The organism is Ochrobactrum sp. XJ1 (assembly GCF_024701725.1).
In the GTDB taxonomy this organism is placed as follows: domain Bacteria; phylum Pseudomonadota; class Alphaproteobacteria; order Rhizobiales; family Rhizobiaceae; genus Brucella; species Brucella anthropi.
In genome coordinates this window covers 20,268-41,776 of the sequence record NZ_VDGD01000010.1, presented here as the reverse complement: position 1 = coordinate 41,776, position 21,509 = coordinate 20,268, and the positions used below count along the sequence as shown (strand labels likewise).

Below are 21,509 nucleotides of genomic sequence, written 5' to 3'. Positions count from 1 at the left end.
GGGCTGCTTTATGCGAATCAGTCGTATTCGTTGGAAACCATTGCTGGCGGCACTTCCTGTTGAAAATCAGGCTTGCCGCTTAAATTGCTAACCATTGCTGGCTGGGCTTCGAGTTGGAAATCGGGCTTCACGCCGAGGAACGATGCAGATCGGCGGATGATCTCCGAAACCATCGGTGCTGCGTTGAGACCTGCGGTTGCGCTGAACTTGCCTTCTTCCGGCTTCGGTTCGTCGATGATGGTCAGCACGACATAGGTCGGATCATCCATCGGAAATGACGCCAGAAACGCGTTGAAACGCACGTCCTTCGAGTAGCGGCCATGCACAACCTTTTCCGCCGTGCCGGTCTTGCCGCCGACGCGGTAGCCCGGAACAGTGGCCCGCTTGCCGGAGCCGCCCTGAGCGGTCGCGTTGAGGCGATAGAGGTAACGCATATCCGCAGAAACCTGTGGATGAATGACCTGCTTGGCCACCTGATCAGCCTGAGCCTGCGTGCGCATCAGGAAAGTCGGCTCCATCAGCTTGCCGCCATTCATCAGTGCAGCCGCACCGACCGCCGTCTGCAACGGCGTCGTCATCATGCCGTGGCCGAACGAAATCGTCATCGAGTGGACCTTCTTCCACACACGCGGCTCAACGGGACGCGCCACTTCCGGCAACTCCGTCTGCATGCGGTCGAGAAGGCCGATCTTCTTCAGGAATGCGCGATGGCCTTCAATGCCGACGGCATCCGCCTCGCGGCCCGAACCGATATTGGACGAGAAGATGAAGACTTCCGGCAGCGTCAGCCAGCGGCCCTTGCCGTGGAAGTCACGGATCGTCTGGCGACCGAACACCAGCGGACGGCTGGCATCGAGTTTCGACTGCAGGTTGAACTTACCGGAATCGAGCGCCATTGCCGTGGTAAAGCTCTTGATGGTCGAACCCATTTCATAGGTGCCTGCCGACATGCGGTTCAGGCGGTCCTTGTCCAGAGCATGGACCGGGTTGTTCGGATCAAAATCCGGCACCGATGCCATGGCGATCACTTCGCCGGTCTTGACGTTCAGCACCACAGCACCGGCAGCAATTGCCCGGTAGCGTTCCATGGCCTTGACGAGTACGTCACGCATGATGTGCTGCACACGAATATCGATCGAGAGGCGCACCGGCTCCAGCGACTGTCCGGTTGCGAGCCCCACGGAACGCAGATCGGTCAGCCCCTGACTGTCGATATATTTCTCCATGCCCGCAATGCCCTGATTGTCGACATTGACGAGACCGAGGATATGCGACGCGGTCGGGCCACCCGGATAGAAGCGGCGCTTTTCCGTACGGAAGCCGATGCCCGGCACGCCGAGCGCCATGATCTGGCTCTGCTGGCGGGGCGTCAGTCCTCGCTTGATCCAGACGAAACCGGCACCACTTTTCAAACGCTTATATGTCGCTTCCCAATCAAGATCGGGCAGCACCGTCGACAGCATTTCGATGGTTTCGTCGGGATCTACGATCTTGCGCGGCTCTGCATAGAGCGAAGCCGTCTTGATGTCGGTCGCGAGGATTTCGCCGTTGCGGTCGAGAATATCCGGGCGTGACGCGAGCTGGTGAACCGCCGGACCTGCATTATCCTCATTTTCGCCGCCGATGACACCGAAATAAATGAGCTTGCCGCCCATCACACCATAGATGCCGACAAAACAGGCGATGGCCATCCAGAGACGATTGCGCGCGCGGTTGCCATGCTTTTTGCGCGAGCCGACAAACGCCATGTTGCCGGCCAGCTTTTCATCGCCAACCGGCTCGACACCGTCATCTGCCTGCATATTCTTTTTTTTGAAAAGTCTCAGCCGCATGATCAGTGCCTCGCCCCGCTTTTCTTGACGCTACCGGTCGTGATGGCATCCTTTTCAAGCACGCCACTTGCAAGCAGTTCATCGCTGCCGGAGATGATCTTCTGGATATCGTCAACCGGACGTTCCGGAATTTCGTGGACACCCAGCACAAGCTGTTCGGCTTCGATCGGCTGGAGGTTGAGTTCCTTTTCGTAGACACCAACGAGACTTTGCAGGCGGCCAGGCTGGGTCATCAATGCCCAGTCGGCGCGCAGGAGCGTGATCGTGTCCTTCTCGGAGTCGATCTGTCGCTTCAGCTTGGCGATCACCGCGATCTGCTTTTCCGCGTCATATTTGATCGTGTAGGTGACGGTCGCCGCCACCAGCATCGCCGCTATCATGATGATGTCGAAAGTACGCAGCACTCGTTCAACTCCGGGCCAGTTCGTTCGTCTCGGGCAGTTTGGGCAGTCCGAAAAGCGATAAATCGTCTTCCAGTGGCGGATTTTCCGTCCTTATTCCAGCGCGCAGCTTCGCCGAGCGCGCACGTGGATTTCGTTCTTCTTCCTCTGCGGTCGGGCCAACAGCGCCCTTGACCGCAGGTGTAAAGCTCGGCAGACGGACATGTGTTTCCGGCAGATGACGCGATCCGGCACTACCGCCAGCGCGGTCAGCGAAATAGCGCTTCACCATGCGGTCTTCGAGCGAATGGAAGGTCACGACAACCAGCCGACCGCCCGGTTTCAGGATACGTTCGGCAGCAAGCAACGCCCGCGCCAGTTCGCCCAACTCGTCATTCACATAGACCCGCAACGCCTGAAACACCCGCGTCGCCGGATGGATGCGATCCTTCGGATTGCGTCCCACCAGCGTTTCGATGGCATTGGCAAGATCGAGCGTACGTGTGAAAGGCTGTGCGGTCCGGCGTTTGTCGATCATGCGTGCAATGCGGCCTGCATGGCGCTCTTCGCCCAGAAAATTGAAGATGCGGGCAAGATCACCGGTCTTGAGACGGTTCACCACATCGGCAGCGCTTGGTCCTTTTTTCGACATGCGCATGTCGAGCGGACCATCTTTCTGGAAGGAAAAGCCGCGCTCGGCCTCATCGATCTGCATCGACGATACGCCAATATCGAGCACAACGCCGTCCACCTTGCTGCCTGCTCCCTTAACCTTCGAGACTGCTTCATCAAGAGCAGAGAACCGGGACTCGACCAGATCGAGCCGGTCCGGAAACTGCTTTTCCATCGCCCGCCCGGCTTCGATTGCGGTCGGATCGCGGTCAATCGCGATCACGTCCGCTCCCGCTTCCAGTATGCGACGCGTATACCCGCCAGCACCGAATGTCCCATCGACAATCACTGCGCCAGATACAGGCTTCAGGGCGTCGATCACTTCGGCGATCAGCACCGGAACGTGACGGACTTCAGCCCCTTCGGCTTGAGATTTGTCTCCGCCGAGGCTTGCCATCATTCCGATCCTTTCCCGGGTACTTGGCCCGTTTTAAAGCGTCTCGCGCTTCAATCTTTTGTTTTCACGCATGTTTTGTTCCAAAATCGGTTCCCAACTTCAGGAAACATGCTTTCGTGTTTTGCTTGCGGATTCCGCCCATTTGCCGTCAACGTGGCGACATGGCGGATTCGTTCGTCAGTTATCGGATATTAAGCTTAATGAAGCGTTATCCTTTGGCTCAGCACTTCTACAGAACTGTGCCAGCCCCATAATTTTCAACAGGGATTTTTTGAAGGCAGCTTGCGCTCAGCGCTTGCCCGAAAACGGATATTTGCTTCAATCCAAATGCGATGGATCCACACACTATGCATCACAAGCTTATGATTTGTGATGCCCCGCCCCCGGTTGACGCCTTCCCATCATTGGCATATTTAATGCAAATAGTTTGCAACTGCATAAACACCCAAGGCATTGAGTATGGCACCCCATGGAGCAGGCCCCTCCGGCGCTGGCGAAGTAACATTTGAAGGCTGGCGACGTGATCGCGGCGAAGCATCCATGTCCGATGTCCACCGCTCGATCCGAGTCAATCGTTCAGGTTCAAAGTTCCGTCGCGCACTTTCCTTCTTCGGTCCCGGCTATCTGGTAGCCGTTGGCTATATGGACCCCGGCAATTGGGCCACCTCGCTCGCTGGCGGCTCTCGCTTCGGCTATACGTTGCTATCCGTCGTGCTGCTGTCCAATCTTATGGCCGTGCTACTGCAGGCGCTTTGCGCACGTCTTGCCGTCGCAACCGGCCGCGATCTGGCACAGGCTTGCCGCGATGCCTATCTGCGCTTTCTCGCATGGCCGCTCTGGTTCCTCGCCGAACTGGCAATCTGCGCCACCGATCTGGCGGAAGTCATCGGCACCGCCATCGGCCTCAACCTGCTCTTCGGCATTCCGCTGGAAATCGGTGTCATCATCACTGCTGCCGATGTGCTTCTGGTTCTTTATCTCCAGAACAAGGGATTTCGCCGTGTCGAGGCGCTCATCATCACCCTTCTGGGCGTGATTGCGCTCTGCTTCCTTATTCAGATTCTGATGGCGCAGCCGCAATGGGGCGCAGTCATCAAGGGCTTTGCGCCAACGACCGACATCATCCGCAATCCGGACATGCTCTATATCGCCCTTGGTATCATCGGCGCCACGGTCATGCCGCATAATCTCTATCTGCATTCGGGCATCATCCAGACACGCGATTACGGCCACACGACCGCTGAAAAGCGCGAAGCCATACGCTATGCGACGCTGGATTCCACCATTGCGCTGACATTCGCACTCCTGGTCAATGCATCGATCCTGATCCTCGCTGCGGCAAGCTTCAACGCCACCGGCAATACCGGTGTCGAAGATCTCGACAAGGCCCATGCTCTTCTGAACCCGCTATTGGGATCGGCCCTCGCACCAACACTTTTTGCGATTGCACTTCTCTGTTGCGGCCTGAACTCGACCATCACCGCGACGATGGCCGGTCAGATCGTGATGGAAGGCTTCATCGACATACGTCTGAAGCCGTGGCTGCGCCGCGCGATCACCCGCTTCGTGGCCATCGTTCCGGCTGCTGTCGTGACGATCATGTATGGTTCGCAAGGAACGACCGAGCTTCTGATCCTGTCTCAGGTCGTGTTGAGTCTTCAGCTGCCCTTTGCCATCATTCCACTCGTCATGTTCACGGCGGAGAAAAAGAAGATGGGATCGCTGGTCGCTCCACGCTGGGTGACGATTCTTGCCGCCATTACCGCCGCGATCATCGTCGTCCTGAACATGAAGCTGATTTACGATTTCATGTCCGGCGTGCCAATTTAAGCCCCTCCCGAGGCTCTTGGAATGGGCGGTTCCGTATCGCGGAGCCGCCCTTTCTTTTACTTCACTGCGGCGTTGCCACCGTCGGCATAAAGCGCCGAACCAGCAACAAAACTCGACATCGGGCCTGCCAGGAACAGCGCTGCCTGCGCGATTTCTTCAGGCTGGGCGATCCGCTTCATCGCATGCAGGCCTGCGGCCCATTCCTTCTGCTTTTCATCTCCACCCATTGGCGTATCAACACCGCCCGGCAGAAGCGCATTCGCCCGGATGCCACGGGCGCCGTAATCAGCGGTTATGCCCTTGACCATCCCCATGAGAGCTGCCTTCGAGGTTCCGTAAACCGACATGCCGGGAATGCCAACGCTCGTGCCGACAAATGTCGAGGTGAAGACAATCGAGCCGCCGCCCCTTTCGAGCATCAGCGGGATTTGCGATCTCGCTCCCAGAAATGCCGAGGTCAGGTTGCCCGCCAGCACCCCTTCCCAATCATCGGGCACGATTTCGGCAAGCGGCGCGATAGGGCCTACAGTGCCAGCATTGTTGACAGCTATATCAAGCCCGCCGAATTTATCCTTCGCTGCCGTAGCAAGTGCCTCATGCGTTTCAGCTTCTGAGACATCGCCTGCAACACAATGCGCCTTTCCGCCAAACGCCGCGATCTCCTCCGCAACACGTTCCAGACCGGCAAGCCCGCGAGCATTCAGCACAAGGGCTGCGCCTTCTCTGGCGAAGAGCAATGCGGCGGCGCGCCCTATTCCGGACGATGCGCCGGTGATGATTGCGACCTTGTCTTTCAAACTGGACATACTGAACCTCCGTGATTTCGTGGAGGTCCCAATTAAAGTCCCGGCGGTAACGCAACTATCCGTTTCTTGCGTTTGAATGCTGAAGCAGTCGATTAGGAGCATTTTCAGCAAAAGTGTGAAACAATTTTGCGTAGGGCAATGCGACAAAACAAATAGTTAGAGCGGTTCCAATGCTTCTTTTAAAATAGAAGCCGCTCTAGAGAAAATTGTCAGTCGGTCTGTAAGCCGGGTTCTGTATGGCCGGGCTTTCGCCCGACGTGGCAGCCATTCATCTGGGACGGATGTCGCCACCCGCCTCGTGCAACCCACCCGGACGGCTGATCCGGAAACCGATTGCCGGCCCTTGCGAGCCAGCGCGCCGTCCCTATTCGGTTTTGCTCCCGATGGGGTTTACCGTGCCGTCTGCATTGCTGCAGACGCGGTGGGCTCTTACCCCACCCTTTCACCCTTACCCCGTCATCCCTGCCGTTTCGTTGCGCAACGGTACGGAAGACGGGGCGGTCTGCTTTCTGTGGCACTTTCCCTGGGGTCGCCCCCGCCGGGCGTTACCCGGCATCGTGTTTCCATGGAGCCCGGACTTTCCTCACCTGCCGCCTTTCGGCATATGACAAGCGCGGCTGCCCAACCGACTGACAGCGCGCATATAGCAACGATAGCGGAACAGTGGAACCGGATTCCGGAAAAAATCTGCAGTCACCGGAAACAGAAAAGCCGACAGTGTCTCCACTGTCGGCTTTCCGTTCACATCAGGCGGCCTGTACTCTACGCGACCGCCGACGTAAATCTGCATTCGCATCCTGAAAATGCATCAGAGAGCGCGCATATAGGCCTTGACCGAGCTGCAATATTTCGCCGAGGTCGGGTTCATACGCTTTGCACCGTGACCGGCATTGTACTTCAGGATCGTGCCGCAAGTGCTGCCGCCGCCGAGCTTCTGCGCCTGGGCCAGATACTTCATGCCGAACTGGATGTTCGTGGAAGGCTCATAGAGACCCTTGGCTGAACCCGTGTAGCCGAGGCCACGTGCGGTCGAGAGCTTGATCTGCATCAGGCCGATTTCACCGGCCTTGCCACGCACATTCGGCTGGAAATTGCTTTCGTGACGCACAACCGCATGGGCAAGTGCGGAAGGCACGCCATAGGTCGATGCGTAACGATTGATAATGCTCGAATAAGCGCCGCCGCTCTTGGCGTTACGAGCAGTCGTGTCCTTCGACTGCGAACGCTTAGCAGCAGAACCCTTGCCCGTAGAATTCTTGGCAGTCGGAGCCGCACGGCGGCTTACGACCGATGCCTTCTTCGGCGCTTTGGTTGGCTTTTCCGCCTCGGCAGTCTTGTTCTGCTGGCGTGCCTTGAGGAGAGCTGCGAGGTTGGTCGGTTCAGTTGAAGGGGCACTCAGTGCTGGATTCAGACCAAACGAACTCATCGCGCCAACAAGGGCGCAAACAACAACAAATTTAATTTTCATAACCTACCGTCTTGGAACGTTTCTTTTCTCAGACTGTCTGTCTTGGGTAAAAACAGTCCTGTTTTTTGATCCCGCCCGATATGGGTTGTCAGGCCCTTGTCCGCTGGGATTGAGCGATGAAGTGCCGGGCAAATGCAGCCGAAGATTGGTTGTAAAAGTAAAATAGTCTTACAGGTTGTAACATTCGCGATTCACGCAAACGCGGCGTAAACCTTCGCCACAACCCTTCTGCAACCGGGCTGGATCGATCTATTTTTATGAAATCATTACAGAAATACGAATCAACGCTGGATAGAGAGATTAACCGCCCGCATCTCGTCAGGCGGTAACATTCTGCAGAGAAAAAATTAGCCTGTAGAGGGTATCTATAGTAGATACATCGGCCACCCCGTCCACATTTTGTGTCCGAAAATGTCGCTGAAAGGCCTTAATCACAGTCTCGGTGCCTTCATCGAAGACACCAGTGATGGCGATTTCGTAGCCATAAAGTGCCAGCATGGATTGCAACGCCTCAACCGGCTGGCCGTTTTCGCCACGTGCCAGAAACCGCCCGCCGCGGATCGACGTCGGCTCGATGTAGTGGCCGATACCCGCCTCGTGGAGCCGCTTCCAGGGAAAGTTATGGCCCGGGTCTGTCTTGCGCGAAGGTGCAATATCCGAGTGGGCCAGAACATTTTCCGGCTTGATGGCATGACGCTCGCATATATCGCGGCAGAGGCGGATGACCGCATCGATCTGCGCATCCTTGAACGGCGGATAGCCTTCGAGATTACCCGGATTGACGATCTCGATGCCGATGGAAGCGGAATTGATGTCCGTTTCGCCCTTCCAGAAGCTCTTGCCCGCATGCCAGGCACGGGCCTTTTCCGAAACCATCTGCACGATCCGCCCGTCTTCATGGACAAGGTAATGCGCGGAAACTTCCATATCTGGCGATTTAAGAACCTGCACGGCCTCTTCGGCAGTCGCCAGACCGGTATAATGGAGAATGAGAAAGGCAGGCACCTTGCCGTCGCGACGCGGACCGAAATTGGGTGACGGATCAAGCGTTGCACCGGCAAAATCGGGCCGGTCAAGCGCCAGCTCCCGCAACAACTCGCTCTCGATTTCGCGCACGCTGCTCATGCAGCCTCCAGATTCTTCTCAATGCTTGCCCAGGCAGCGTTTATCGCTGCCAGACGCCTGTTGGCAATGGTTATGAATTCAAGCGGCAAGCCCTCTGCCACCAGCCGGTCCGGATGATGTTCCTTGACCAGAGAGCGATAGCGCTTGCGGGCCATCTCGAAGGAAACGCCGCGCTCCAGCCCCAGAATGGCATAAGGATCATCAGCACCGCGCTGGACATGCCGGATCGCGATACGATCGAAAGCGACTTCATCATAGCCGAAAATATCCGCAACGCCTGCAAGGAAGGCCATCTCTTTTTCATGCACATAGCCGTCAGCGGTGGCTATATGAAAAAGACCGTCGAGGATATCCTCAAGCAGATGGCAATCGGGTTGCCCTTCACTGCACAATCCGGCGAGCTGACGCGCATAGGATTCATAGCCAGCGACATCCTGCTTGGCGAGATCGTAGAGCCGCGCGACATGCGCCGTCTCTTCCTTCGGCACAGCGAATATGTCCTGAAAGGCGCGGATTTCGTCCTGTGTGACGACCCCGTCGGCCTTGGCCATCTTGGCTGAAAGCGCGATCATCGCAATGGAGAAGGCCACCCGGCGCCGTGTATCGGCGTCACCTTCGAAAACGGTGCGCACGGCTTCGATAACGCCAGTAATGGCATTCGACGCCACGTAAGTGACAAACTCACCGATGCGAACCCAAATCGACATGGGACTTTTCTATAGAATTCCGAATGAACTGAAAACCGCCCAGGCGAGCGAAAGTCTAAAAAACAAACATTTAGAAAGAATATCAGGACATTGGCTTAGATTGTTGCCGAGTTCCGCAACGAACGCTTATTGCTGGGGTTCGCGTTCGTCGAAGGAACGCTGTGCGGCCGTGGCTGCTGCTTGTCCAGCCGTCTGTGCCTGCTGATCCGTCTGACCGACAGATTTTGCCGCAGCGACAGCATTGGTCCGTGCGCGTTCAATGGCTGCTGCCTTCTCTTCCGGGCTCACCACACCGGAACTGTCGCGGAGCGACTTGACCAGATCGGGGCCTTTCTCCGTGCTTCCACTTTCTGCCGGTTTGGCAGGCTGCGATACAGCAGCAGCGCCCTGCTCGCCGCCATTCGTGGTGGCAGCAGTCTCGTCGTCTCCTTTGCCGCAAGCGGCAAGCACAACAAGAACAATCGCAGAGATGAAAAACAGGAAGTTACGGTTCATGACAAAAGCCATAACCGAACCGAGCCTGCGTTGAAACACGGAAAACGCAGAATGCCCGTCTTTTCCCGACATGGTTGCTTTAACGTTCATCTCAATCCTAAAACCATTGGCTTAAAGCCATTGGCCTAAAGCCTTTGACCGAAGCCTATTGGCACGAATGGCGACCCGGAAACCGGATCGCCACCCGCATGCTAGTGCATTACGACTTCCCAACCTTAGTTGGAAGGCGCTGTCCCTGTACCTGGCGCCGGGGTAGCCGGTGCCGGAGTTGCCGGGGCTGGCGTCGTCGTCGTGTCATTGTTCGAGGGCGCTGCCGGCGCGGATGGTGCCGGTGCGTTGCTCGTGTCGTCCTTCTTGTCATTGCACGCTGCAAGGCCGAGAAGCGATACGGCGGCGACAGAAGCAATCAGAAACTTCTTCACGTTGGCTCTCCTTCCTAGATCAGGCTCGTTGGCCTGGTTTCAGGCATTAAATGGCAATATTGCCAAACGCCTCTCTCTGTTTTCTCCGTGCGTGACCGGTTGATCCGGCCAATCACCTTTACGGTCACTCATCGACACAGAAATCCCGTCGACTCGGACCGTCACACAAGAAAACGGCAACAGCGCGAAAAAGTTCTCTCAAATAGTCTTACCGACCGTAATAAAGCGACAGTATTACAGGCGTATAGCCGCATTCATCTGGTTTAAAAACCCGCAATTAATTCGTCACGCCCCTGTCATTGGACGATGTTTAACTTGGCAAAATCAAAGTCGGGATTCGTGCATTAGGGGAATTTTTGATGACACAGCAAGCATCAGCCGACACAATTCTAAAACAGGCCGTGACCCAGAACAGCGCCCTCTCGCGGGCAGGCTTTTCTGAAAGGCTGTTTGCCTGGCTGTTCAAAGGGCTGGTCTATCCGCAGATATGGGAAGACCCGGAAGTTGATATGGCGGCTCTGGCTATAGAGCCGGACCATCGCATCGTCACCATCGCGTCCGGCGGATGCAATGCCATGTCCTACCTGACTGCCGATCCGGCACGTGTGGAGGCGGTCGATCTCAATCAGGCACACGTCGCGTTCAACCGGCTGAAGCTTGCGGCTGTCAAAAACCTGCCCGACTACGATGCATTCTACCGATTTTACGGGAAAGCCGACGACAAGACCAATCTTGCCGCCTACAAGCGCTTCATCCGCCCACATCTGGACAGCGAAAGCCGCGCCTATTGGGAAAAACGCAAATGGAATGGTCGCCAGCGAATTTCCATTTTCTGGCGCGACCTCTATCGCCACGGCTTGCTTGGCGTCTTCATCGGCATGGGCCATCGCGTGGCGCGCCTCTACGGGATCGATCCGCGCGACATCTTGAAGGCGCGCACAATGGAAGAGCAGCGTAGCTTCTTCGACACGGCGCTTGCCCCGCTCTTTGAAAAACGCATGGTGCGCTGGGCCACAGCCCGCAAATCATCCCTTTTCGGACTGGGCATACCGCCACAGCAATATGATGCCCTTGCCACTGCAGGAAACGGCGACATGGCGCTTGTCCTGCGCAGCCGTCTTGAGAAACTCGCTTGCGGTTTCCCCCTTACCGACAATTATTTCGCCTGGCAGGCGTTCGGGCGCGGCTATAGCGGCAATGAGGAGACCGGGCCTCTCCCGCCCTATCTGTCGCGCACCAACTTCGAAACGGTACGGGCACGCGCTGATCGCATGACCGTACAGAACGCAAGCTATACCGATTTTCTCGCTGCCAAGCCTGCGGCATCCGTCGACCGCTATATCCTGTTGGATGCGCAGGACTGGATGAATGACGAGCAGCTCAATGCCCTCTGGAGTGAAATCACCCGTACGGCAGCACCAAATGCCCGTGTCATCTTTCGTACCGCAGCCGAACCGAGCCTGCTTCCAGGACGGGTGGCACCGCAGATTCTGGATCGCTGGGAATATCAAGCGGACGAATCCCGCGCCCTGCACGACCGCGATCGCTCGTCGATCTATGGCGGGTTCCATCTTTATGCGCTGAAGGATGCCTGACATGTCGCGCAGCCCATGGAGCGTTCAGGGTATAGACCATGCCAACCTCATGGATCGGGTCTACCGTCGTCAGCGGCACTTCTATGACGCGACCCGCAAATACTATCTTCTGGGTCGCGACCCCATGATCGCAGGACTGTCCGTACCCAAGGACGGCACAGTTCTGGAGATCGGCTGCGGCACCGGCCGCAATCTGATAAAAGCTGCAGAAAACTACCCCGATGCAAAACTCTTCGGCATCGATATTTCAGCAGAAATGCTGGATACGGCACGCCGGGCGGCGGAGCGCGCTGGCATCGAAGATCGCGTCCGGCTTGATCGTGCGGATGCGGCCCAGTTCGATCCAGAACGACTGTTCGGGCAAGCCGGCTTCGACCGGATTTTCATTTCCTATGCCGTATCGATGATACCGCAATGGCAGTCGGTCATTCGTGAGAGCATCCGGCACCTCAATGCGGGCGGAGAATTGCATATCGTCGATTTTGGCGATCAGGCCCGGCTGCCGCGCTGGTTCGGAAAGGCACTCTTCCAATGGCTGGAATGGTTCCATGTCACCCCGCGCAGCGACTTGTTCGCGGTTTGCGACCAGCTTGCGCAGGAACGCAGTGCTGTCGTTGAGAAGCGCATTCTTTATCGCGGCTTTGCCTGGATAACGGTTGTTCGTTCGACAATGCCACCCTCTGCCACAGATTAGCACCAAACTTGCCCGCCAGACTGGTGACGTCCGCCTCCGGATCGCGTAACCGTTAGAAGACTGATTCGCGACACGGAACCACTATATGAACCGTCTGGCCAGCTGCAGCATTCTCGCCCTCGGCGCTTTACTTCTCTCCGCCTGCACGACGGTGGATTACGACTTTTCCGACGTAAAGAAATCAGGCGGCTCGGTGGCCCGGATCGCACCGCCGTCCGGCTCGGTAAAGGCACCGCGCTTCGGTGATCGCGACCCGCACGACTGGACCGGCAAAACGCCCTGGCACTATCCGATCCACGGCACAGACGTTTCCAAATATCAGACCAACATTGACTGGAGCGCCGTGCGCGCCAGCGGCATTTCCTTCGCCTTCATCAAGGCGACCGAAGGCGGTGACCGCGTCGACGACCGTTTCAAGGAACACTGGAACGGCGCCCATCAGGCAGGCATCGCACGGAGCGCCTATCACTTCTACTATTTCTGCCGCCCGGCCATCGAACAGGCCCGCTGGTATATCCAGAACGTGCCGCGTGATCCGAGCGCGCTTCCACCCGTTCTCGATATGGAGTGGAACCCGCAATCGCCGACCTGCAAGCTGCGCCCCAACGCAGCCGTTGTGCGCAAGGAAATGCGCATCTTCCTGCAGGCGCTGGAAAAGCATTACGGCAAACGCCCGATTGTTTACACGACGGTCGATTTCTTCGATGACAACGACTTGCGGCAGATGGCAGACTATCCGTTCTGGCTGCGCTCCGTTGCCGGTCATCCGGACGAGAAGTACGGCCCGCATCCGTGGACGTTCTGGCAATATACCGGCACCGGCTCAATTCCCGGCATTAAGGGCGACGCCGATATCAATGTCTTCGCAGGCGATGCCAACTCGTGGAAAAAGTGGCTGGAAAGCAACAAGGTCCGCTAACACGGCGCAGTTTGGCAGTTCACACCAAGTTTTGCTTCATTTCCGGGGCTTGTTGGGGCAATAGCTAAAACAATCCCCGAAAGGGAGCCTTTTGCTCCCAATCTATTAGTGTGAGTTACCAATGAAGTTTTTTGCTTCAGTTATCGCAGCCGCCTTGCTTGCATCGACAACCATGTCGGGTGCACAGGCCGCCGCGTCTCCAGCGCCTGCTGCGACGCCAACTGAAAACACCGTCAATCTTCCCAAGCCGGAATGCGAGATCGATTACGGCCAGTGGATGGACAATCTGACCAAGGAAGCCCGGGAAGCCGGTGTCGGCGAAAAGGGCATCGCCGAATTGCACAAGGCCATGCTTGAGCAAAAGGTGCTTGATCGCGACCGCAAGCAGACTGTTTTCAACCTGACTTTCACCGAGTTTTCCAAGCGCCTCATCTCGGAAGCTCGTTTGAAGAAGGGCCGCGAAAATCTGGTCAAATATGCCGACGTCTTCAAGAAGGTTGAAGATACCTATGGCGTTCCGGGGCCAGTCCTTGCCGCGTTCTGGGGGCTTGAAACCGACTATGGCGCCATTCAGGGTGATTTCGACACGCTGAATGCGCTTGTCACCCTCTCCTATGACTGCCGCCGTCCAGATCTGTTCCGCCCGCAGTTGATCGCCCTTCTCAAGCTATTTGATCAGGGCGTCGTCGATGCCGCGACAACCGGCGCATGGGCTGGCGAAATCGGCATGATGCAACTTCTGCCGAAGGATTATCTTGAACGTGGCGTCGATGGCGACGGCGATGGCAAGGTCGATCTGAAGAGCAGCGTTCCCGATGCCATGATGACCGCTGGCCGCATGATTTCGGAACTCGGCTGGAAGCGTGGCCAACCTTGGCTGGAGGAAGTTCGCCTGACCAAGGATCTGCCTTGGGAAGAAGCGATCCGCACCAACCGCAAGCCACATTCCTGGTGGGCTGAGCAGGGTGTGATGGGCCTCAACGGTCCACTCGGCCCGGATGATGGCGACGCGTCGCTTCTACTGCCGCTGGGCCGCAAGGGACCGGCTTTCCTGTCCTATCCCAACTTCGACGTGTTCGTGGAATGGAACAAGTCCATCGTCTACGCCACAACGGCTGCTTATTTCGCAACACGTCTGGCTGGTGCACCTGCCTTCGATCCGGGCAATCCAGTTCCGGGTCTGACACAGGACCAGCTAAAGGAACTTCAGACCAAGCTCCAGGCCCGCGGTTACGACATGGGCGGAAAAATCGACGGCGTGTTCGGTCTCCTGACCCGCGATGCCGTGCGCGCCGAACAGATGCGCCTTGGAATGCCTGCCGATTCATGGCCGACACAAGAGCTTCTCGATAGGCTCTGATCTCGACAAGGCGCGGTTCAAAAAACCGCGCCTTTTCCTTTCCTGAAATGAAATGCGCCCCATGCTCACAACGCTGATTGTCGTCCTTCCCGTTTTTGCGCTGATTTTCTCCGGCTGGGGTGCCTTCAAGCTGAAAATACTCGGGCCTCATGCGATAGCGGAGCTGAACCGTTTCGTCGTCTATCTGGCCCTGCCTGCTCTTCTCTTCGACATCATGGCCAATACACATGGCAGCGAGCTCTGGCAGCCGGGGTTCATCGCAGTGTTTCTGCTCTCAAGCGCCATTGCTTTCGCATTGCCCTTTCTGGTGCGACTGCGTGGAAAGCTGCCTCTGGCGGATACCGCGCTTGACGGGCTGAACGCCGCCTACCCGAATACCGGCTATATGGGCATTCCGCTTTCGATGATCGCCTTCGGGTCAGGCGTTTTGGCAACGACCACCATTTCGATCATCATCACCGTCTGCGTCACGTTTGCTTTGGCGATCGTGCTGATCGAAATCGGCCTGCAGACAGAGAAGAAGCCGCTTCATCTCATCTGGAAAGTCATGCGGTCCCTGATCCGCAATCCACTGCTTGTCGCTCCGGCGCTCGGCGCGTTGGTGTCCTTTCTGGGACTCACCGTCCCTGCCCCGGCCGAAACCTTCCTGAAGATGCTCGGTGGTGCCGCATCCCCTTGCGCGCTGGTGGCGCTTGGCCTGTTTCTCGCCCAGCCGCGCAAGATCGAACGCGAAAGCGTCAATGCCATCGCTTTTCTCGTTTCGGTGAAACTCATCGTCCAGCCGCTCGCAACCTGGCTGCTGGCGGTCTATGTATTCGGATTGCCTCCCCTGCTCGCACAAAGCGCTGCTCTTCTTGCCGCACTTCCGACCGGCACGGGCCCCTTCATGCTGGCCGAGCATTATCGTCGCGAGGCGGCGATAACCTCCAACGTCATCCTCTACTCGACAGTGATATCTATCCTCACCTTGTCGGCATATTTGGCGCTAATTCGCTAAAAAGCGCAAAAATATCGCCAAAAGCCGGTGGCAACTACGGCGAAAACAGTACCAAACGTGGCAGTTCGGTGTCTTTTTCATGAAATGTGAACAAATTTTTCTAGTCAAATATTTCAATAGTTTAGGTGGTAAACGATAGGTTTATTTCTCCATCACGCCAGATTGCAGCACGAAATCTTCTTTTGTTCGAGGCGTTTTGCGCTTAGATTCCAGTTTCCTACCAGCGCGCGTCCGGTCACCCGGGCGCATATGAAGGAGACAGACCAATGGGACTTACGCGATCTTTGAATGTCCTCATGATCTGTGCGGCATTTGCATTTGTTGCAGCGTTGATAGCAGGCGTCATCCCTTAGGGGAATTAGCCTAAACCATTACGGCGGCTTCGGTTTTGAGGATAGGCCGACCCGCACGAAAATGAAAAGCCCGGCGTCACCGCCGGGCTTTCTTTTATTTCAAGCAACCTCTAAAGCTGCTTCCGTCTTCGGCCTTATGCCGATCATGTGACAGATCGCAAAGGGCAGATCGGCGCGATTCATCGTGTAGAAATGGAAATCCTGCACGCCGCGTTCGATCAGATCCATCACCTGCTCGGCGGCAATTGCTGCGGCTACAAGCTGATGCGTCTGCGGATCGTTGTCCAGTCCTTCGAAACGCTCCGCCAGCCAGCTTGGAATATGCGTTGCCGACCGCGCGCAGAAATTCTTGACCTGTTTGAAATTGTGCACCGGCAGGACACCTGGAACGATCGGGATATAGATACCAGCACGGCGAACGCGCTCGACATAACGCTCGTAAAGGTCGTTCTCGAAGAAGAACTGGGTGATGGCGCGCGTTGCACCATTATCGACCTTGCGCTTCAGCATATCGATATCGGTGGCAAAATCCGGGCTTTCCGGATGCTTTTCCGGATAGGCGGAAACTGAAATGTCGAAATCAGCGATATTGCGCAAACCGGAGACCAGCTCGGCGCCGTTCTGATAGCCGCCCGGCGTCGGTACATATTTTTCGCCGATACCGGCGGCCGGGTCGCCGCGCAGCGCCACGAAGCGGTTGACACCAAGAGCTGCGAACTCACGCACGACGCGGTCGACTTCCTCGCGTGTTGCATCCACGCAGGTCAGGTGCGCCGCTGGCTTGACATCTGTTTCCTTGAGGATGCGCGCCACGGTACGCGCTGTGCGTTCACGCGTAGAACCGCCAGCACCATAGGTCACGGAGACAAATTCGGGTTGCAGCGGAGCGAGCCGTGTCACCGTATCCCAGAGACGCTGTTCCATTTCCTCCGACTTGGGCGGGAAGAATTCGAACGATACCCGGGTGGTCTGGCCAATATCCGGTCGGCGGGAAAGACCGTAAAAACCCATCAAACTGTCTCCGTCATGCTCATTATCTGTTTTTGTCGCATTGTCTTTATCCCAAAACCGGTTCCCACTTTTGGGAGACATGCGAAGCCGGATCGGCGATAAGAAGGCGTGGATCGCGGGCAAGCCACAGCTTCACCGTCAGCCCCTCTTCTCCATTGGCCGCCTTCGGCTCCAGTTCCAGTGTCTTTTCCGGCTCAAGACCGGCATCTCTCATCCAGCCCAGCATCTGCTCGTCACTGAACCCAAGCCGCAAATGGGCGTGTTCCTCACGCAGGAATTCGAGCTTGTGCGGCGCAAAATCGACGATCAGCAACCGTCCGTTGGGGCGTAAAGCCCGCGCCGCTTCACGAATGGCCGCAAGCGGATCGTCAAGGAAGTGCAGAACCTGATGAATAGTCACCAGATCGAAGCTCTCACGCTCCACAGGCAACGCATAGACATCGCCTTGGCGAACCTGCGCATTGCCGATAGCTGCAAGATCAAGATTGGCTCGCGCTACAGACAGCATGTCACGATTGATGTCGATGCCGACACCACGAAGATAAAGCGGGGCAAAAAGCTCCAGCAACCGACCCGTGCCGGTGCCAACATCCAGCATCGCCTGAAACGGCTTGTCACCGATAACTTTCTTAAGCGCGACTTCAACCGCATTCTCGGAAACATGCAGCCTGCGAATCTGATCCCAGCTGCCGGCATTGGCGCTGAAATAGGCGGCCGCCTTTTCCTGACGGCTGGACTTCACCTGCGACAGGCGTTCCATGTCGCGCTCAACCAGCGCATCCGCCTTGTCGAGACGAGCCAAAAGCCCACGTGCAAGATCGCCACTGATCGCATTGTCGGCGAGACGGAAATAAGCCCATGCCCCTTCCTGATAGCGATCGATAAGATCGGCTTCCCCAAGCAGCTTCAGATGGCGCGAAACCCGCGGCTGGGATTGCCCCAATATCGTCGTCAGGTCGGAGACGGTGAGATCACCGCGCGAAAGAAGCGCCAAAATACGCAAGCGGCTTGGTTCAGCCACCGCCTTCAGCACATCCACCATCAGATCGAGTTGCAGTTGCAAACCGGTCATGCCTTCCGCTCTTGATTGATCCATCACCTCATTTACGGTCCATCGCGGCAATCCGTAAAGATATAAAGATATGTTTATATGGAAAGTAATTCCTGCGCAAGCGATTTTCGTGGCACAATGAAGCAGACAAAGGATTCGCCTCAATAACTGACTGTAAGGATAAGCCATGCGTGCAGGCACAATGCGCCAGAAGGCAATCGCCAAATCGCTGACGCTCCTGCTTCCGGCAGTACCCTATTCGGATTCAGAACCGATCCGCGCTGCGGCGCTCAGCCCCCATATGAAGACGTTGCCACCATCTACTGCCGTGTGGCTGGCGACAGTCGCGCATGTGCGCCACACGCATACTGATTACGATGCACTGCGGGATGATGGATATGACAAGGATTCAGCGCGTTTCTTCGTGCTGGATGCAATCAATACCAAGCTGACCGAATGGCGCGCCACGCGCCTTCTGTCGCCCGAGGACGACGAAGCCGTGGAGATGTGAAAACACCGCCCGGAGGCGGCGTTTTCATACGTAATAGAACACCGGCTACTCGGTGCCGTGGCCTTGCAGATATCCATGTTCACGCGGGTTCGGCATGACAAGGCTGACGACGAAGACAATCACCATCATCGCGGTCACATACCAGAAGAAGCCGCTTTCCATGCCCTGCTGCTTGAACCAGAGCGCCACATATTCAGCCGTGCCGCCAAAGATCGCATTGGCGATGGCGTAGGAAAATCCGACGCCCAGCGCCCGCACTTCCGCCGGAAACAATTCCGCTTTCACGATGCCGCTGATGGAGGTGTACATGCTGACAACCGCCAGAGCGATCACGATATAGATGAATGCCCAGGTCGAGCTCTGCACCGAACCGATCAACGTCATGAGCGGGATTGTGGTCAGGATTGAAATGCCGCCAAAGCCGATCATCATCGTCTTGCGGCCGATCCTGTCGGACAACGCGCCGAAAAGCGGCTGCATCAACATATAGGCCAACAGCACGAAGGTCATGGTTTCGCTGGCCGTTTCCTTGCTCATGCCAGCCGTGTTGACCAGATATTTCTGCATATAGGTGGTGAAGGTATAGAAGGCGAGCGAACCGCCAGCCGTGAAGCCGACGACGACAAGGAAGGCCTTGCGATGGTTCTTCCAGATATTGGCGAAGCTGCCCGCCGCCTTGTTGTTGCGGGTTTCTTCCGTCGAGGTCTCGTGAAGGGTCCGCCGCAGAAAAAGCGCGACGATGGCTGCAACACCGCCAATGGCAAATGGAATGCGCCAGCCCCAGGCATGAAGCTCGTCCGATGTCAGGAAGAACTGCAGGACCACGATCACAAGAACAGCGAGCAACTGCCCGCCAATCAGCGTGACATACTGGAACGAGGAGAAGAAACCACGGCGCCCGGCCAGCGCCACCTCACTCATATAGGTAGCGGTGGTGCCGTATTCGCCGCCCACGGAAAGGCCCTGCAAGAGGCGCACGATCAACAGCAGGAATGGCGCCAGAACACCTATCGTTTCATAGGTCGGCAAAATGGCGATGGCGAAAGAGCCAAGGCACATCATCGTAACCGAAATCAGCATGGATGTGCGCCGACCAAGCTTGTCGGCAATGCGGCCAAACAGCCAGCCGCCGATGGGGCGCATGAGGAAGCCAGCCGCAAAAATCGCAGCCGCATTCAGCAACTGGCTGGTCTGGTCCTCCGCAGGGAAAAACTGCGATGCGAAATAAAGCGCACCGAAGGAATAGACGTAAAAATCGTACCACTCCACCAGATTACCCGATGCGCTGGCCACGATGGCAAAGACGCGGCGGCGCGTGTCATGGGCATCATGTGCCGCTTCGACCTCGCCATTGGCGTCAGCATGCATTTCTGCATTGTTCATTCTGAAAACTCCCGATAGCAGGCGGTTCTCAAACAACCTGCAAGCTGCCGATCCCAAGCAGGGATTACCGAAATCGGCGATTGTTTCACTTCGTAAACATAAAACTACGAACCACATTCAACCCGAAAGCAGGCTCGTATTTGAAATGTCCTCCCGGTCGAAATCACGCTGCTTGGATCTATTGCGAAGACGCAAAGACGCCTGAAACAGTCCTTGAACCGGCGGCCTCGGCGTTCATTCCCATTGAAAAATAAAAACGGAGCAAGAGCATCGAAACCGGCCTCCTGAACGAAATCGCAACGGGGATGGCGCGCATCGCGGCGTTACGATCATGACGGCTCATATTTAGAGCGGTTTCAGGATGCGGCCAGACCATAGGAACAAAATCGTTTGCATGCAATCTATTCCAATATTAGAAAGCGCTCAAATTAATGATTGACGTTGCCGAGCGATGAGCTGCCAATATAAGACATTGAAATAATTATAAAATAATTGGCTTCTTCTACACGGGCAATCGATCAATTCCCCGTGTAGAGCGATCTTCGGGCAACTATCTCTTCTGAACAACCAGGAAAATACGCGGAAAACGCAGCAGGACTTTACCGTCTACAGCCGCCGGATAATGCGGCGCAATCCTCGCCTTGTAAGCCTTCAGATAGTCGGCCTGCTCCTGTTCATCGAGCGGATCGAGAAACGGTCGCAATCCGGTCGCCTTTACCCATTCCACAATCGCATCAACGCCATCCAGCGGGTGGTTATAGACCGTATGCCATATATCGAGCCGAGCGGCCTGACCGGCGAGCGCATTATAATATTCCATCACCGGGGGCAGAGGTCCCCTGCCCTTGGTGCCGATCTTGGCGACAAAAGCCTCTGTTTTTGCGACGTCACGCATACCGACATGGGTCTGCTCGCCCATATTGTCAGGCATCTGGACGGCCAGCACCGCGCCGGGACGAAGCAGCGACAAGAGGCGTTTCATCTGCTCGATGTGATCCGGCAGCCACTGGAAAACAGCATTGGAGAAGAGGACATCGGTTTCCGCATCCGGCTCGTAGCTCGCCACATCGCCGATGGTGAAATCCACCTTCGGCAGGCGGGCCTTGGCCTTCTCGATCATGTCTGGCGATGTATCGAAGCCGGAAACATCAGCTTCCGGCCAACGCTCAACCAGAAGCTCCGTCGAGTTACCCGGTCCGCAGCCGATATCGACCACCTTGCGCGGCTTATCGACCGGTATCTGGGCCAGAAGATCGCGTGCCGGGCGGCTGCGTTCGTCTTCAAACTTCAGATATTGCTTTGCAGACCAGTCTTTCATCATGTTTCCCTTCATCAAATAAAAAAGGCCGGTGCATTGCACCGGCCTTAACTTTAAAGCGCCAAAGGTTCGTTGAGGTTCTGGCTATGGCGAGACGAAAATGGTGAGGTTCGAGAACCGGAGCGGAGCGTACTTTGCGTACGTGAGCACCGGAAGCGCAGAACCACGCCATTTGCAGACCGC

The 21,509-nt window shown here is 56.5% G+C and carries 20 protein-coding genes and 1 other RNA gene; 7 read left to right on the top strand and 14 right to left on the bottom strand.

Features of this window, described 5'->3' with window-relative positions; translation table 11 throughout:
* Nucleotides 1-17 precede the first annotated feature (17 nt).
* Genes FG152_RS18495 through rsmH form a run of 3 tightly spaced genes read right to left on the bottom strand, consistent with a single transcriptional unit; the run spans nt 18 to nt 3,284 of the window.
* Nucleotides 18-1,832, bottom strand: coding sequence for a peptidoglycan D,D-transpeptidase FtsI family protein (locus tag FG152_RS18495; RefSeq protein ID WP_010659723.1), 1,815 nt, complete (start codon nt 1,830-1,832; stop codon nt 18-20).
* Nucleotides 1,833-1,834: 2 nt separating this feature from the next.
* The gene (gene ftsL, locus FG152_RS18490) at nt 1,835-2,236 is read right to left on the bottom strand and encodes a cell division protein FtsL (protein ID WP_010659722.1); all 402 of its coding nucleotides are present in this window, start codon (nt 2,234-2,236) and stop codon (nt 1,835-1,837) included.
* A 4-nt stretch (nt 2,237-2,240) separates the two neighbouring features.
* A complete protein-coding gene (gene rsmH, locus FG152_RS18485; protein ID WP_029376071.1) occupies nt 2,241-3,284 on the bottom strand; it encodes a 16S rRNA (cytosine(1402)-N(4))-methyltransferase RsmH in 1,044 nt (347 codons plus the stop codon).
* A gap of 456 nt (nt 3,285-3,740) precedes the next feature.
* On the opposite strand from rsmH, the gene FG152_RS18480 reads away from it, so the two are divergent.
* On the top strand, nt 3,741-5,111 hold the full coding sequence (locus tag FG152_RS18480) for an Nramp family divalent metal transporter (protein WP_498987918.1): 1,371 nt from the start codon (nt 3,741-3,743) through the stop codon (nt 5,109-5,111).
* A gap of 56 nt (nt 5,112-5,167) precedes the next feature.
* Here FG152_RS18480 and FG152_RS18475 read toward each other — a convergent pair whose 3' ends face one another.
* The 7 genes from FG152_RS18475 to FG152_RS18445 form a co-directional block, all read right to left on the bottom strand.
* On the bottom strand, nt 5,168-5,917 hold the full coding sequence (locus FG152_RS18475) for an SDR family oxidoreductase (protein ID WP_010659719.1): 750 nt from the start codon (nt 5,915-5,917) through the stop codon (nt 5,168-5,170).
* A gap of 205 nt (nt 5,918-6,122) precedes the next feature.
* An RNA gene (rnpB, locus tag FG152_RS18470) (RNase P RNA component class A) lies at nt 6,123-6,550 on the bottom strand.
* Between the two features lie 175 nt (nt 6,551-6,725).
* Nucleotides 6,726-7,385, bottom strand: a complete 660-nt coding sequence (locus FG152_RS18465; protein WP_010659717.1) for a lytic transglycosylase domain-containing protein — start codon at nt 7,383-7,385, stop codon at nt 6,726-6,728.
* Nucleotides 7,386-7,703: 318 nt separating this feature from the next.
* Nucleotides 7,704-8,510, bottom strand: coding sequence for an N-acetylmuramoyl-L-alanine amidase (locus tag FG152_RS18460; RefSeq protein WP_010659716.1), 807 nt, complete (start codon nt 8,508-8,510; stop codon nt 7,704-7,706).
* Nucleotides 8,507-9,217, bottom strand: a complete 711-nt coding sequence (locus tag FG152_RS18455) for a J domain-containing protein (protein ID WP_010659715.1) — start codon at nt 9,215-9,217, stop codon at nt 8,507-8,509. The genes FG152_RS18460 and FG152_RS18455 overlap by 4 nt, the downstream gene beginning before the upstream one ends.
* A gap of 126 nt (nt 9,218-9,343) precedes the next feature.
* Nucleotides 9,344-9,802 carry a hypothetical protein gene (locus FG152_RS18450; RefSeq protein ID WP_029376069.1) on the bottom strand — a complete coding sequence of 153 codons (459 nt, stop codon included), beginning with the start codon at nt 9,800-9,802 and terminating at the stop codon, nt 9,344-9,346.
* Between the two features lie 125 nt (nt 9,803-9,927).
* Complete coding sequence (locus FG152_RS18445; RefSeq protein WP_010659713.1) at nt 9,928-10,134, bottom strand: hypothetical protein; 207 nt, start codon at nt 10,132-10,134, stop codon at nt 9,928-9,930.
* A gap of 359 nt (nt 10,135-10,493) precedes the next feature.
* On the opposite strand from FG152_RS18445, the gene FG152_RS18440 reads away from it, so the two are divergent.
* The 5 genes from FG152_RS18440 to FG152_RS18420 all read left to right on the top strand — a co-directional run bounded on the left by FG152_RS18440 (nt 10,494) and on the right by FG152_RS18420 (nt 15,699).
* Entirely contained in the window at nt 10,494-11,729 is a 1,236-nt protein-coding gene (locus tag FG152_RS18440; RefSeq protein ID WP_010659712.1) for a BtaA family protein, read from the top strand.
* Between the two features lies 1 nt (nt 11,730).
* Entirely contained in the window at nt 11,731-12,423 is a 693-nt protein-coding gene (locus FG152_RS18435) for a class I SAM-dependent methyltransferase (RefSeq protein ID WP_010659711.1), read from the top strand.
* An 85-nt stretch (nt 12,424-12,508) separates the two neighbouring features.
* Nucleotides 12,509-13,342 carry a glycoside hydrolase family 25 protein gene (locus FG152_RS18430; protein ID WP_029929055.1) on the top strand — a complete coding sequence of 278 codons (834 nt, stop codon included), beginning with the start codon at nt 12,509-12,511 and terminating at the stop codon, nt 13,340-13,342.
* Nucleotides 13,343-13,463: 121 nt separating this feature from the next.
* Nucleotides 13,464-14,702, top strand: coding sequence for a lytic murein transglycosylase (locus FG152_RS18425; RefSeq protein ID WP_010659710.1), 1,239 nt, complete (start codon nt 13,464-13,466; stop codon nt 14,700-14,702).
* Between the two features lie 61 nt (nt 14,703-14,763).
* Entirely contained in the window at nt 14,764-15,699 is a 936-nt protein-coding gene (locus tag FG152_RS18420) for an AEC family transporter (protein WP_498987911.1), read from the top strand.
* A gap of 452 nt (nt 15,700-16,151) precedes the next feature.
* Here FG152_RS18420 and metF read toward each other — a convergent pair whose 3' ends face one another.
* Nucleotides 16,152-17,063 (bottom strand): methylenetetrahydrofolate reductase [NAD(P)H], encoded by a 912-nt coding sequence (gene metF, locus FG152_RS18415; protein ID WP_010659708.1) that lies wholly within the window; start codon nt 17,061-17,063, stop codon nt 16,152-16,154.
* Between the two features lie 46 nt (nt 17,064-17,109).
* Entirely contained in the window at nt 17,110-18,135 is a 1,026-nt protein-coding gene (locus FG152_RS18410; protein ID WP_010659707.1) for an ArsR/SmtB family transcription factor, read from the bottom strand.
* A 166-nt stretch (nt 18,136-18,301) separates the two neighbouring features.
* On the opposite strand from FG152_RS18410, the gene FG152_RS18405 reads away from it, so the two are divergent.
* Entirely contained in the window at nt 18,302-18,625 is a 324-nt protein-coding gene (locus tag FG152_RS18405) for a DUF2293 domain-containing protein (protein WP_010659706.1), read from the top strand.
* A gap of 45 nt (nt 18,626-18,670) precedes the next feature.
* On the opposite strand, the gene FG152_RS18400 is transcribed toward FG152_RS18405, so the two are convergent.
* Both FG152_RS18400 and tam read right to left on the bottom strand, forming a co-directional pair.
* The gene (locus FG152_RS18400) at nt 18,671-20,008 is read right to left on the bottom strand and encodes an MFS family transporter (RefSeq protein ID WP_029376068.1); all 1,338 of its coding nucleotides are present in this window, start codon (nt 20,006-20,008) and stop codon (nt 18,671-18,673) included.
* Between the two features lie 550 nt (nt 20,009-20,558).
* Entirely contained in the window at nt 20,559-21,326 is a 768-nt protein-coding gene (tam, locus tag FG152_RS18395) for a trans-aconitate 2-methyltransferase (RefSeq protein ID WP_010659703.1), read from the bottom strand.
* Between the last annotated feature and the right edge of the window lie 183 nt (nt 21,327-21,509).